Genomic DNA, 14,232 nt, shown 5'->3' with positions numbered 1-14,232 from the left:
TGAATGGGCTGTTCACGGTTGACTCCACTTTTGAGCGTTCAGCCTTTAAGCCTTCAGCCCTTCCCTCTGCATTTCTCTCAAAAACTCCAGCGGTAGCCCATCTGTATCAGCAATAAACGCGACTTCGTAAACCCGATCGCCAATCATTTGTTGTTCTGGCTTCAGCAGCACGTTCAGCGGTTGAAACTGGTCGGGTTGCGCCTCGGCAGCTTGTGCAACGCGATCGCTCAAGGCATCTAGCCATTGCGTCAAATCGTCTGTAACGGCAGTCAAGTCAAACGAGAGATGGTAGTAACCGACATAATGCTCGTCACCAAAGGCATCGGGTGCTGGTTTTGGTTGAGGGATTTGAATGAGTTCAATTCGTCCGCCTAAGCCCTCCATCCAGCAAGCCAATGTGTAACCTGTGGTGAAGCGCTCTTGCACTTGAAAGCCGAGCTGTTCGTAAAAGGCGATCGCTCGAAAAATATGTGCCGTCCGAATTGAAACGTGATGCATAGCGTTTAAGGTGGAGAGCCTGGATTATGACTGTCAGAAGCTTAGAGGATAGCTTAAGAGGTAAAACTGTCATCCTGAGTGGCGAACGGCGATCAAACGAGTGCTGTTACCCTTTGCCCTCTTCCTTGCTGGCACTACTACTGCCCTCTAATTTACTAATCGTGTCTTTTGCTAACCGTTCGCTAAACCCAACGATAAACCCAACCGAGAAAAGAAAGAAGCCAGCCTTTGTTTCTGGATTGTCAGACGTTCTTACAGTCAACTCTGAACTAGCAGGTTTACTCATATCAGGGATGAGCGGTGTGCTTACCACCCCAGCCTTAATAAAGGCTAGAAACAGAACACCAAACGATGCGCCAATGACAGGTTTGAAGAAGCCAATGAAGATGGGCGTGAGTCGATCGTAATATGCCTCTTGATCATAAGATTTCCCAATCACACGAATCAGAATACTCACAATACTGCCTAGTGTTCCTGCTGCTGCGACCCACAGTATTTGATTTAGTGTTTTTGAAAAACTATCGACGCTAGTGATTTGTAAAAATGAGTTTTGTCCCCTTATCAAAGCGATTTTTTGCCTTTCTTCAAGTTGAGTTAAACTTTTATTCGTTTGTGCAATGTTTTTCTTAAGCTCAGCGATCTTGTCGTTTTTCTTAAGCTCAGCGATCTTTTCATTCTTTACGTCTTTAGCAAAGGGTGCACTTGTCACGACTTGATATAGTTCGGTACTGAGCTCCTCTACCTTCTTATTCTGCTTATCAATTTGATCATCAAATTTTTCAACGTCCGAGTTGGCTTCCGCTAGCTGGGCGTAGAGATTCTCTAAAATTTTATTCTTCTCATCATTTCCATCTGTTTTTCCATCTGTACTCTTCTTTGCAATTTCAGCGTTTGCCTTGGAGCTATAGATTGTATATTGAATGAGAGCTAGTGAAAAAAGCCCCCCAAACATAATGACAAACGACCAAAAAAGTCCATAAATGACACTAAGGCGGACTGACTTTGTGTGCCAGATGTATGAGAAATGGCTAACGAACAATCTTAAGACGGGTGGCTGTTCGTATCCAATCACCTCTTGTTCAACATCAAGCCGAATTTGCCGAGTGAATTCTTTAGTGAGTTTCTTCTGAAATAAAGACGAGAGTGCAACTTCAAGTGAGCAGACCAAGCTGTTCAGCGCGCCTAACTTTTTGGCTTGATTAGTGTTTAACGCTAAGCGTTCAATTCTTTGCAGCAGGACAGCAAGCTTGGGGATTTCGGTTTGTAAGTCCTCAGGTAAGTTTTTCTGATCAAAATCTCTAATGTCTTTAGCAATCCGTTCTCTTAGTTGCTTAATATTTTCTAAAACAAATTTTTGAGTATGTACTGCCGGAAGAACGGTGACCTTAAGCTCTGGACGGCTGTTATTTTGATAATCAGAAGCAGTGGTCTGGTTTTGTTGCACGGTCTCTTCTTGGTGAGAAGTCATCAAAATCCTCTATTTTTTGGCTGGAAAATTTCTAAGCTCAAACACCCTGTACCTAGTTACCAGGGTTTTCTACAAGAATTCGGTTATTTTTTGAGGAGATTCCGATATAGGAGTGCCACTAGGAGAGGTTTCTAGTCTCAGTATGCTTTCAAATTTCAAGTCGGAACGCTAGATGATCTGCTTAGATCACCTTTATTCTGTTTCAAAATCAAAAAGCTAGTAGTACCCTTTGGGTTATTTAAGCGTTTGCTTCTTGTCTATGTTCATGCCTGCTTGAGCTTGGCGATCGTCTTGGACATTATTGCTGTGCCAGGCGATCGCTTCCTCCCTGATTGCCTGCAACTCCTCCGGTGCTATTTTGCCCAAGTTTTGGAGAATAAAGCTCATGCGTCCCTGAGAGGTAAGTTTGGCGCGGTGGCGATCGAGAAAATCCCAGTAAAAGAAATTGAAGGGACAAGCCTTTTCACCTGTGCGGGCTTTGGGGTTGTAGGTACACTTGCCGCAGTAGTCACTCATCTTGTTGATGTAGTTGGCAGAAGCAGCGTAGGGTTTGGATGCTAGCACGCCACCATCGGCAAATTGCCCCATACCGATGACATTGGTTTGCATGACCCAATCATAGGCATCGACAAACGCAGCATGGAACCAGATTTCAATGGCTTGGGGAGAAATACCGGCAATCAGCGCAAAGTTATTCAGCACCATCAGGCGTTGAATGTGGTGTGCATAGCCAGTTTCCTTCACTTGTGTGAGGATCTGATGCAGACAATTCATTGATGTTTCGCCTGTCCAGTAAAGGTTGGGGAGCGGCTGAGTGTGGTTGAACCAATTGCGGTCTGGGTAGTCATCACTCATGAAGTTGTAAACGCCGTGCATATATTCGCGCCAGCCTAAAACCTGGCGGATAAAGCCTTCAACGCTGCTAAGGCTCCAGGTGTCTTGATGGTCAAGATATGCCTGCTCGGCTGCCTCCACAACTTCCAGCGGATGCAGGAGTCCGAGGTTGAGATAAGGCGACAACATAGCGTGCCACATGGTTATTTCGCCCGTCACCATTGCATCCTGATAGGGACCAAAATCAGAAAGGCGCATCGTCAGGAAAAAGTGCAGCACCTGGAGCGCCTGATCACGAGTGACTGCCCATTGAAACGGCTCACTTTGCCAATACTGCTGACTGGCTTTGAAGCGGTCATCCTGCTTAACCCAAGCAATCACATCCTGCGTGATTGCATCCGGTGCAAACCAGAGGGCTTCGGGCAGCGTCAGTTTGCCTTTGGGCGGCTTGCGATTGTCCTGGTCAAAGTTCCAGCGACCACCGAAAGGCTGCTTCCCTGCCATGAGGATGTTGCAGCGACGACGACCTTCGCGGTAGAAGTCTTCCATCACCAGTCGTTTGCGATCGCCCGCCCACTCCCTAAAGTCGGCTTCGCTCCAAATAAAGTGATTATTAGAAACCAGAGTGACAGTGCAAGGCAGGGGTAGTGATTGAATGAGGCGGGCAAAGGGGCGATCGTTCGGCCTCATCACCCGCAGTTCTGTAATCTGATGAGCCTCAATCCATGCCTTGAGCGGCGTTAGAAAATCATCCGCTTGCTCATACGCGACTAACCAACCCGCCTGCCGCAGAGCCTCAGCAAAGTGACGCATTGCTGACCACACCAGCACTAGCTTTTGCAAATGGTACGGTCGCTCTTGCACATGATCTAGCGACTCAATAAAGATGACCGGAGTTGATTTTTGCTGATCAAAACAGCTTTGCAACGCTGCCTGCTCCGCCCAAAGCTGATCACCCAAAACCCAAACGCCGATCGTCATTGTTAGCCCCCAGCTTCAGCTTTTAGCTTTTTCCTCTACACCCTACACTCCTCACACTATTTCCTTCACCCATCTCGCGTGATAATGAGCTAACAGCAAATTCCGCCACGCCACCTATGACGACCCAACCCAGAATCATTGTTCTAGACGACGATCCCACAGGATCGCAAACGGTTCACAGTTGTCTGTTGCTGATGCAGTGGGATGTGGAAACACTCCGGTTGGGCTTGGCAGACGACGCTCCTATTTTTTTCGTGTTGACGAATACGCGGGCACTGACACCAGAAAAAGCGGCAGCAGTAACGCGAGAGGTTTGCCAGAACTTGAAGGCAGCGATCGAACTTGAAGCTATTCATGATTTTCTAGTCGTGAGTCGATCGGACTCGACTCTGCGCGGACACTACCCGATTGAAACAGATGTCATTGCCGAGGAACTGGGTCCCTTCGATGCCCATTTCCTCACGCCTGCTTTTTTTGAAGGTGGACGCACCACGAAAGACAGCATCCATTACCTCAAGGTCAACGGGATCGATACACCCGTGCATGAAACCGAGTTTGCGCGTGACTCGGTGTTTGGCTATCACCACAGCTATTTGCCTGCCTATGTCGAGGAGAAAACTAGCGGCAAGGTGGCTGCTGATCGCGTAGAGCGTTTTTTGCTCGAAGACCTTCGCGCTGGCGTACTCGATCGCTTGCTGCAACTCCACGACAATCAGTGCGGCGTGGTAGATGCAGAAACCCAGGATGACCTGAATCGTTTTGCTGCCGATGTTCTCACCGCAGCATCCCAGGGCAAACGGTTTCTCTTTCGCAGTGCGGCAAGCCTGTTGACGGCATTAGCAGCCTTACCACCCCAGCCGATCGCCTCAGAAGCGATGGCAAACTACGTCCGTCACGGGAAGCCAGGAGCCATCATTGTTGGCTCTCACGTTAAGAAGACGACTGAGCAACTAGAACAGCTTTTGGCGCAACGGGGGATCGTCGGTGTCGAGCTAGAAGTGGCTCGGTTGTTAGAGAAAACGGAGGAGGCGAAATCGTCCCTCCTTGCCGAAGCGATGCAGCAGATCAACACCGCTCAGGCTGCAGGCAAAAGCCCTGTTGTTTACACCAGTCGTCAAGAACTCACCTTTGACGATACACAGACCCGGTTAGACTTTGGTGAAGCTGTTTCTGCCTTGCTTATGGACATCATTCGTCACCTACCCAACGACATCGGCTTTCTTATCAGCAAAGGCGGCATCACTTCCAACGACACACTCAGCAACGGTCTAGCACTAAGGACGGCTCGTTTATTAGGGCAAGTGCTTGCAGGTGTTTCCATGGTACGAACCCCCTCCAATCACCCCCAGTTTCCCGATTTGCCCGTCGTTCTCTTCCCTGGCAACGTGGGTGACGCCAATGCCCTAGCAACGGTCTATCAGCGCTTGAGGAGACACGACCAGTAATGTTGTGTCTCCTCCTCATCGACTGCAAAGTAGAAACAGACTTGTATCTTTGACAATTAAGTCCTCACCGCTCTCTTGCAACCCAAAACTCACTAGCAACGCGGCGCGTTCATGCAGTGGCTAAGCTGGAGCAGACATTCAAAACGCCTCTCTTCTCCCTCCACTCCCCCTGCCCCTCACTCCTTACCCCTTACTTCTTATGCAACCCATTGGCTTTATCGGACTCGGCATCATGGGCAAGCCGATGGCGCGAAACTTACTCAAAGCGGGCTATCCGCTAGTGGTTTATAACCGTAGTCGTCCTGCGATGGAAGCGCTAGCGGCAGAAGGGGCAGTGCTGGCAGATTCACCCAAAGCGGTTGCCGAACAGGTGGATGTAGTGATTAGCTGCGTGTCGGATTCACCCGACGTGGAAGCAGTAGCGCTGGGCAGCAACGGCATCATCGAGGGAGCAAAACCAGGTTTGCTGTATGTCGATATGTCTACGATCGCCCCTGCAACCGCCCGCCAAGTCTACACAGCACTGAAGGTGAAAGGAGTTGATGCACTGGATGCTCCAGTTTCAGGGGGGGACATTGGGGCACAGCAGGGAACGCTGTCGATTATGGTCGGTGGGGATGAACCTGCATTTCAGCGATCGCTGCCAATCTTGCAAGCAATGGGCAAAAACATTGTCTACATTGGGGAAGCCGGAGCCGGGCAGGTGACGAAAGCCTGTAACCAGATCGTTGTTGCGCTGACCGTTCAAGCCGTTGCAGAAGCGCTCACGTTGGCAAAGAAGTCAGGTGTGGATGTCGCCAGAGTCCGTGAAGCGCTGATGGGTGGGTTTGCCCAAAGCCGTGTTTTAGACGTTCACGGCAAACGTATCCTGGAAGGCGATTTTCAACCGGGCTTTAAGCTCGTTCTCCACCGCAAAGACATGAATATTGTTTTGCAAACGGGACGAGAAACGGGTGTGCCGCTGTTTGGCTCTGCCCAGGTGACAAGCATGATGGATGCCTTGCTCGCTCAAGGTAAAGGCGACCTGGACAATGCTGCCTTGGTGACGCTGTATGAGTTGTTAGCCGCGATCGATTAATACGCTCTTAACTAGAGCGTTTACGGGTTGCAATCAGCGTCAAGGCGACTAACCTTATAGGGGCGTGAGCAATTGCCGTGCCCCTAAGTTAACGACAGCAAGAGTAACGCTAGACAAGAAAGAGTTTGCCCTACTTAACTGCTAGTCAACTGCTCAACCAGCGCGATGACTTTCGTGCGGCTGAGTTTAGCTTCGCCATGAGCCATCGCATCCAGTGTGGCGTGCGCCAGAGCCAGGGGAATCTGACAGAAATCGAGTGCTGGACCTAGCGGCAGGGCATGGGTATAGGCATCGGCAAGCGACAGATTGCCCTGCGCGTAAGCATACATTCTTTCGTAATCCCAACCTTCGGGGAAAAAGCTGACACCACGCTCCAGGTCTTCAGCCTGGTTGCGTAAAATGTTGACAGCCTGTAAACCGCGTCCAAAGCCGATCGCATGAGTCCGATTGGTTGTAGTGCCATCATGCCAAGCCCACAAGTCAGACAGCAATAGCCCTACGGTGCCTGCCACGCTAAACGTATAGCGATCGAGATCTGCGGTCGTTTCAATCGCCCAGTTGCGATCGACCCAGTATGCCATCCGGTCTGCCATTGCTGCAGATGCATCCCACACCCGTGGTGCGATCGCGCCAGGTGCCAGCATGGCCCACTCACCAATACGGATGCTTACTTCTTCTAACAGGCTCGTCTGCTGACACAGTTCTGCCGCTAGTGCTTCTGCATCGATCGTATCGGTGGCTGCCTGAAACGCGAGACTAATCGTTTGCAGGAGCCTGACCTTCAGTGCATTATCCAGATCAGGGTGATCTTCGATTTGGTCGATCGCCCGCATACAGAGATAGGCAGAACTGACTGCTTCTTGAAGCCCCGACGGCAAGCGGATAATCGGGATATAAAATGTCCGACTAGTTTCCTGCAAAACCTCTAAAGCGCTTTTACGTAACTCCATTCTTTTACTCCTCTAACCACCACACCGAGTTCGCTCTAAATATATAGCAAAAAACTTAATTTTTACTTAGAAGTGATCTGGGCAATGCTCAAGTTTTCAAGACATAAGGCAGCATGACGATAAGAGTGCCTTAATAAGCGCTAGGAACGCATGTCTAAAACATCTACTGATGCTGTTTCAAAGCAAGGCTTTGAGACAACGAGTAGGACAAACAAAAAAGCAGCCGAACGATCCTTTCACTAGGTTTTATGAAACGTCAAAGATACCGTAGATGCCTGATAACAAAGGGTTTCGATCGTGCGCTTTTACGCTAGCTTGAATGACATTTTGCCAACAGCTTTGTTCCTGACTTTACGCTTACGGTTGACAAAAAAGCTTATCTAACGTAGAAGCTCACCTCAAACAGCAATAGCTTGCCTAAAAGAGTGAGCCAGTCACAATGAGCAAAAAATCTGTCAGTAGAACCTTCAGTAACGGATACAAAACACATTGGCACATTTTCGTAGATACGCCATCACCCAACTGTTTGAATTGCTCCCTTCTCCTGACAAAACGCTAACTGGTTCGATCGCGTCGTTTTAAGAAATGTAAAGTTAACTCCCTGTACTTTCCTTGCTATAGGGAACGCCCAGTGCTGCCGGAGGAGTTGTTTTGCCTGCCAGACCTACCATCGCTAGCAGCGCAATGACATAGGGCAGCATCACCAAAAACTGATAGGGAATATTGAGATTAAACGCTTGAATCCGCAGTTGCAACGCCTCCGTCGCACCAAAGAGCAGGCAAGCTAGCACCGTATATACAGGATGCCAACGCCCAAAGATCAATGCTGCCAGCGCAATAAAGCCCTTACCTGCACTAATATCCTCTGTAAAAAATTTGACGTGTACCAGCACTAAATAGGCACCTCCCAACGCTGCCAAACAGCCACTTAACACCACACTGAGATAACGAACCTGAGACACTCGAATGCCTGCTGTATCAGCAGCACGGGGATATTCTCCCACTGCTCGCAGGGTCAAGCCAAGGCTGGTGTGAAAGAGGATATACGTGCTCAATGGCAACAAAAACAACAGTAGGTAGACCAGAGGATCTTGATTAAACAGAAGCGAACCCACGATCGGAATCTGGGTCAAGCCGGGAAGGGCGATCGTCGGCAACCCTGGCAAGGTTTGAGTGGTGGTGCTGTTGAACACAAGCCGCGACATAAACGCCGTTAGCCCTGCTGCTGATAAATTAATTGCCAAGCCCGACACCAACTGATTGACCTTCAAGGTGACACACAGGTAGGCATGGAGTAGCCCTACCAGCCCACCGCTAAGGACCGCTGCAAAAATGCCCAGCCAGACATTCTGATTGCTATAAAACGTTGCTGCCGCTCCAACAAAAGCGCCCGTCAGCAACATTCCTTCTAACCCGATGTTAAGTACACCCGATCGCTCAGACCACAGCCCACCTAGCGCCGCAAACGCCAATGGCATTGTTAGCCGCAGACTGGCAGACAGGTAATCAGACAGGAAGGCAAAATCGTTCATGGAGAAAGTGAGGAGTGAGAGAAAGTTTTGAGTTTTGAGCTTTGAGTTTTGAGTTCAGCCTTCTGCCTTTAGCCTTCTGCCTTTATGCTCCTTTAATTTACTGTCAAAGCATCCTTCACTTCTGTTCACCATGGAACTTACGTTAACAACGCCTGCTCTGCTGTTTCCTGCTATTTCGCTGCTGCTGCTGGCTTACACTAATCGCTTTCTGACCTTGGCAACGCTGATCCGCAGTTTGCACTCTGAGTACAAGGTCACACCGAATCCGCTTACTCTGGTCGAAATTCTTAGCCTTCGTTATCGCGTGCGCTTAGTGCGTGATATGCAGTTTTTAGGCGTGAGCAGCTTTCTGCTTTGTGTGGTCTGTATGTCTGTTTTATTTGTAGGGCAGGTTTGGCTTGGCAGCATACTTTTTGGGGTGAGTTTGCTGTTGATGATTTGCTCCCTTGCGCTTTCGGTACGTGAGATTCAGGTTTCGATCGATGCCCTTGATCTTCACTTGCGCGATCTTGAGAACCAACGTTAGGTTTCAGTTGTGGTAGCAGCAAGTGGGGCAGGAGGCTGTGGCGGTGCAACCACTTTCCGCTCCAAAACCAGACTGATAGCAATAAAGAGAACGGTCAGACCTTGAATGGCATAAACAACGGTGACAGGTACGCCAGCACTGCGCTGCATTACATTAGCACCCCCGCGTAAGGCTCCAAAAAAGAGCGATGTAAGCAATACGCCTGCCAGGTTGCCCCGACTGAGAAAGGCGATCGCGATCGCGTCAAACCCGTAACCGGGCGAAAAGTTCTCAAACAGACGATATTTCAAACCCATGACTTCACCAGAACCAGCCAAACCTGCCAAGCCTCCAGACAGTGCCATGACTAGCATAATGGTGCGTTCCACCGAGATACCGGCATAGCGAGCAGCAATCGGATTTTGCCCCACGGTTTCGATCTGGTAGCCGACGGGCGATCGGGCAAAGACAACCCACAGAATGATGGTTGCCAGCACTCCCAGTAAAATTCCAGCATGGGTCTGCGTTTGCGGCAGAATCACTGGTAACTGGGCAGACGCATCAATCAGAGCGCTGTAGGGTGTAGGGGCATCTGGGTCTTTCATGGGACCACTCACCAGATAACTCACCAGATTTTGTGCAATGTAGTTAAGCAAGAGAGTCGTGATCACCTCATTCACACCCCGTATTGCCTTCAAGTAGCCAGGGATAAGACCCCATAAACCGCCTAAGCAAAAGCCGCCCAGCAGTGCTAGCGGTACGTGAAGGACAAGGGGCAAATCATGCACATACAACCCGACTAGAGCGCTGCCCAAGCCACCCATGTAGATTTGACCTTCCCCACCAATGTTGAACTGTCCCGCTTTGAGAGCAACCAAAATGCCCAAGCTCGTCAGCAAAAGTGGTGCCGTTTTAGTGAGTGTATTGCTAAAACCGTAGTAGTTGGCGAGGGATTCTGTAAAAAGAACAGAGTAGGCTTTGAGGGGACTGACGCCCGCGATCGCAATTAGCCCTGAACCAACCAGCAAGGCGGCAGCGATCGCCAAAAACGGCGATAAAACAGGCAAAAGCCAACGAGCGCGATCGTTCACAAGCAGTTAGGAGACGCGATAGGAAGCAATGACACGTATCCTACCCTAAGTTACCTGTTTCGCACTGTATCAGGCGATCGCTCACTCAGTCTCCAGCTTGCTGAACCAGAACGCTTTGCAGAAGCCAACGAACGCTTATAAATGATCACGCCCAGCTACTTAGCCTGAGCGAAAGAAGCTAGCAACTAACAATCTCACTCCAACGTTTCAACCATTGCCTGAACGCCCTGACTACTGAGCGTTTGCATCAACTGATCGGCTTTAGTGCGATCGCCAAAGGCACCCACCTGCATTAAAGCCCGTCCCTTCACAAAGGTGCGAAAGGCATTGGGAAAGGTAGTCCGTAGCAGCGCTTGCTGGCTATCGTCCGCAGGTGCAACCACCACACGATAGCGCAAGCCCGATGCAGCACGAGAGGCAAAGCCCTCGCTAGATGCAGTTTGCTGAGTACGGTAAACGATCGATGCGTTGCCCACATTGCCAATGGGTGCGTTCGGGCTGGGTACTGGCAGCAAGCCTGGACTCGTTAACGGGGTGGAGGCACTCGCGAGCGCACGTTCTGATGCCACAGCTCGCACAGGAGAGGGAGTCGATCGCCGTTCTGGTGCTGGGACGGGAATTTCGATCGAGCCTGTACGTGGAATTGCGCTCGGTTGTGCAACTGGTGGTGGAGCAAGTTTAGTGGGGCTAGTAATGACGCTGGTGGGGCTAGCAACCGACACGATCGATGGCGAACTAAGCTGCTGCCGCGATGGACGCACTACCACCGTTGGCAAGGCTCTACTACTTGGCTCTAATGGCTCTTTCAACGGCACTTGTGGCGCAATTTGTGGGGCAGTGGCAAGCCTCACAACTGGAATAGGGCGAGGCGTTGATGCCTGTGTTGCGGCTCCAGAGGATGCTGAGGGTTTAGGAAAGGTCGGCTGTGCGACAGTGTTGGCAGGAGCTATCAGTGGCAACGCCGGACGCTTCGCTACCACCGAAGTTTGCGGTACTGGAAAGGATGAGGCTGAAATGCCACCCGTGGCTCCTTTCTCTAACGTTGGCGCGGGAGACTGCAAGGATGAAGACGCTGGCTGTTCAGCTCTAGCAGGTCGGTCGCTACCTAAACGCTGACCAAACGGAATCGTATTCGTATCAGTGGCGGCGATCGACCGCCTCGGGGCAAAGACTGGCTTTTGGTTACGCGCTGTGGCTTTATTCCCAGCAGTGGCGTTGTCAGCGTTGCTAGACGATCGCAATGCGGTCGCTGACACTAGGGTAGGGCTTCCCGATGCTGACGAGTTTGACCACGGCATGGGCGACCCAGCGGGAGTAGACGCTACCGCACTGGTGCCAGCCAAATCGAGCGTGCCGCTAGTTTTATCTAAATCATTGCCAAAGGCGGGAATCTGTTGGTCAGACTGTTTCGCATTCACATCAAGCTGACCATTACTACGAAACGAGTTACCACCCGGTTCGGTTGCCGTTCCCAAATCGGGGCGTGACTGGGCGATCGCCACCAATCCATCGCGCGTATTACCCTCCACCGAGTTGTTTCGTAGGATGGGCTGCGCTTTTGCCTGCACCACAATCCCATCTTTATTTTGGGTAATGCGGTTGCCAACTAGCAGTGGAGCCGCTTTCTGGTTCACATTGATGGCAAAACCAGTCTGCTCAAAAATGTTCTCCCGCACTTCTGCCCGCGAGGTGCCATAGATGGTAATGCCATTCGCACCATTTTGGTAGAAAAAGTTGTTGCGAATTAACGGCGACCCATTGCCCGTTACCGAAATGCCGTCATGCCCGCTCTCAGTAAAAGTGCTGTCGATCACGGCTGGGCTGGTAGACTCAATCCACACACCATAGCCCTGTGGATCTGGGTTTTTAACTGTTACTCCAGCGAGGATGGCGCGATCGGCACCGACGATCGCCACCTTCTGCCGCGCAAAGGTTGGACTGAGAAAAAAGCCGTTGCCCTGAATCACAATATCCTGACCGCGCGTTTCTGTATTGCCCTGGATTGCCACATCCGGCTTCAGGCGCAACGGAAAGGTTTCGCCCGTCTCCTGGCTGTAGGTTCCCGATGTCAAAAGAATGACGGTTCCGCTTGGAGCCACTTGCAGCGCCCGTGTAATGGTTTTGAATGGTGCCCGATCGCTCCCATCTGCCACCGCATCATCACCACTCGTTGGATTAACTAGAAGAGTAACCGCTGTAGCACTCATTATTGGTGCGGATGCCACAGGTACCTGCGCGGCAACTTGAGCGTGCCCACGGTCAAGACTGGCTAAAAGCGCATAGCCAACCAACGTAGAAAGACAGAAGCAGGAACACCGTTGCCAGAGCCGATGTTGGGGAAGCGAGTAAACCATGTTCGTAGCAGCAAATTTTGGTAGCAGCAAGCAAAGGAGCGATCGCCCAGTAGAAACGAGAACGAAAAGGTGTCTCGTTCTAGACACAGCGATTGATAACAACAAAAACTCAGCCCAAACAACCGATGATTGTTGAGCTTGAAGGGAAGCTGTAATGAACTCTGGTCAACTTTACTCCATACATCCAACTTTGAAACACATAGTTTTGTTTACAATTTCCAGCTTCTTGAGGCTGTTGGAAATTTATTAAAGTTGGCTTCCTGTCCCGTAACTCGATAGCCTAGACAGAGCAATCGATCGGTACTTCCTATGGGCAATACAGACAGTCAAGCTCGGTTTGTGCAGCTTGCACTCTGCCGCATTTTAGATGCCAACTTAGACCGTGCCCGTGAAGGCTTGAGAACGATCGAAGAATGGTGCCGCTTTGGGCTGGATAATGCGCTGTTAACGGATGAGTGCAAACAGCTACGGCAAGAACTGGCACATTGGCATACACCTGCTTTACGAGTGGCGCGCGATACACCGGGTGATGCTGGAACAGTGCTCACACATCCGAAGGAGGCAGAGCGATCGAGCGTTCAGGCGGTGCTGCAAGCCAATCTGTGTCGTGTTCAGGAAGCACTGCGAGTGCTAGAAGAATACGGCAAAGTTTACAGTCCAGAGATGGGAGCCGCGTGCAAGCAAATGCGCTATCGGGTATACACGTTGGAAAGCCAGTTGACGGCAGATCAGCGGCATCAACGTTTAGAACGATCGTCCCTTTACCTCGTTACATCCCCTACTGAAAACCTGTTTGCTACGGTGGAAGCAGCACTCAAAGGCGGACTGACGCTAGTACAGTATCGGGATAAAACCGCTGATGATGAGGTTCGACTAAGCAATGCTCAAAAACTCTCTCAGCTCTGTCGGCATTATGGTGCGCTGTTTATTGTGAACGATCGCGTCGATCTGGCGATCGCGGTGGATGCAGATGGCGTGCATCTGGGTCAGCAGGATATCCCGATCGCCCTTGCTAGACAACTGCTAGGTTCTCAGCGACTGATTGGGCGCTCGACCCACTGCCCCAAAGATCTCCATCGCGCCATTGATGAAGGAGCGGACTACATTGGTGTCGGTCCCGTTTACGAAACACCGACTAAAGTCGGTAGACCTGCCGCTGGGTTTGACTACGTGCGCTATGCGGCTGCCCATGCGACAGTTCCCTGGTTTGCGATCGGGGGCATTGATACCAGCAATCTGCCTGACGTTCTCGCTGCTAACGTTAAACGGGTCGCGATCGTGCGAGCCATCATGCATGCTGACCAGCCAACCCTAACGACTCAATATTTTCTTTCTCAACTGACCTCACAGCCCTTGCTTGGCACAGTACACGATCGCTGAAAGGATAAAGCCAACGGTTCTATCGCTTGACGGTTACTGACGAGATACTGGTGGCGACTGCGAACTGGACAAGCCTTGTACTCAAAGCCCCTCGCAGGCTTACACTAGGTAGCAGC

11 protein-coding genes are annotated in these 14,232 nt (G+C 50.7%); 4 read left to right on the top strand and 7 right to left on the bottom strand.

Features of this window, described 5'->3' with window-relative positions; translation table 11 throughout:
* Positions 1-45: 45 nt before the first annotated feature.
* The 3 genes from H6F76_RS06990 to H6F76_RS06980 all read right to left on the bottom strand — a co-directional run bounded on the left by H6F76_RS06990 (position 46) and on the right by H6F76_RS06980 (position 3,781).
* A complete protein-coding gene (locus H6F76_RS06990; RefSeq protein ID WP_190506987.1) occupies positions 46-498 on the bottom strand; it encodes a VOC family protein in 453 nt (150 codons plus the stop codon).
* 106 nt (positions 499-604) lie between these two features.
* Positions 605-1,966 carry a hypothetical protein gene (locus tag H6F76_RS06985; RefSeq protein ID WP_190506986.1) on the bottom strand — a complete coding sequence of 454 codons (1,362 nt, stop codon included), beginning with the start codon at positions 1,964-1,966 and terminating at the stop codon, positions 605-607.
* A gap of 234 nt (positions 1,967-2,200) precedes the next feature.
* Entirely contained in the window at positions 2,201-3,781 is a 1,581-nt protein-coding gene (locus H6F76_RS06980; protein WP_190506984.1) for a cryptochrome/photolyase family protein, read from the bottom strand.
* Between the two features lie 116 nt (positions 3,782-3,897).
* Here H6F76_RS06980 and H6F76_RS06975 point away from each other — a divergent pair, with 116 nt between their 5' ends.
* Together H6F76_RS06975 and H6F76_RS06970 are read left to right on the top strand one after the other, a co-directional pair.
* Positions 3,898-5,226 (top strand): four-carbon acid sugar kinase family protein, encoded by a 1,329-nt coding sequence (locus H6F76_RS06975; RefSeq protein ID WP_190506982.1) that lies wholly within the window; start codon positions 3,898-3,900, stop codon positions 5,224-5,226.
* A 199-nt stretch (positions 5,227-5,425) separates the two neighbouring features.
* Positions 5,426-6,304, top strand: coding sequence for a 2-hydroxy-3-oxopropionate reductase (locus H6F76_RS06970; protein WP_190506980.1), 879 nt, complete (start codon positions 5,426-5,428; stop codon positions 6,302-6,304).
* 134 nt (positions 6,305-6,438) lie between these two features.
* On the opposite strand, the gene H6F76_RS06965 is transcribed toward H6F76_RS06970, so the two are convergent.
* Together H6F76_RS06965 and H6F76_RS06960 are read right to left on the bottom strand one after the other, a co-directional pair.
* The gene (locus tag H6F76_RS06965; protein WP_190506979.1) at positions 6,439-7,254 is read right to left on the bottom strand and encodes a phytoene/squalene synthase family protein; all 816 of its coding nucleotides are present in this window, start codon (positions 7,252-7,254) and stop codon (positions 6,439-6,441) included.
* A gap of 593 nt (positions 7,255-7,847) precedes the next feature.
* Complete coding sequence (locus tag H6F76_RS06960; RefSeq protein ID WP_190506978.1) at positions 7,848-8,786, bottom strand: ABC transporter permease; 939 nt, start codon at positions 8,784-8,786, stop codon at positions 7,848-7,850.
* 130 nt (positions 8,787-8,916) lie between these two features.
* On the opposite strand from H6F76_RS06960, the gene H6F76_RS06955 reads away from it, so the two are divergent.
* Complete coding sequence (locus tag H6F76_RS06955) at positions 8,917-9,312, top strand: DUF2721 domain-containing protein (RefSeq protein ID WP_190506977.1); 396 nt, start codon at positions 8,917-8,919, stop codon at positions 9,310-9,312.
* Here the strand turns inward: H6F76_RS06955 and H6F76_RS06950 are convergent.
* Positions 9,309-10,388 (bottom strand): ABC transporter permease, encoded by a 1,080-nt coding sequence (locus H6F76_RS06950; RefSeq protein WP_190507114.1) that lies wholly within the window; start codon positions 10,386-10,388, stop codon positions 9,309-9,311. The genes H6F76_RS06955 and H6F76_RS06950 overlap by 4 nt on opposite strands.
* 188 nt (positions 10,389-10,576) lie before the next feature.
* Positions 10,577-12,736 (bottom strand): DUF1565 domain-containing protein, encoded by a 2,160-nt coding sequence (locus H6F76_RS06945; protein ID WP_190506976.1) that lies wholly within the window; start codon positions 12,734-12,736, stop codon positions 10,577-10,579.
* A gap of 309 nt (positions 12,737-13,045) precedes the next feature.
* On the opposite strand from H6F76_RS06945, the gene H6F76_RS06940 reads away from it, so the two are divergent.
* Positions 13,046-14,116, top strand: a complete 1,071-nt coding sequence (locus tag H6F76_RS06940; protein WP_190506974.1) for a thiamine phosphate synthase — start codon at positions 13,046-13,048, stop codon at positions 14,114-14,116.
* The last annotated feature ends 116 nt before the right edge of the window (positions 14,117-14,232 follow it).

Source organism: Leptolyngbya sp. FACHB-321 (assembly GCF_014695975.1).
In the GTDB taxonomy this organism is placed as follows: domain Bacteria; phylum Cyanobacteriota; class Cyanobacteriia; order Leptolyngbyales; family Leptolyngbyaceae; genus Stenomitos.
Note: the sequence above shows the minus strand (reverse complement) of the source record. Positions and strands in the feature narration are given on the sequence as shown.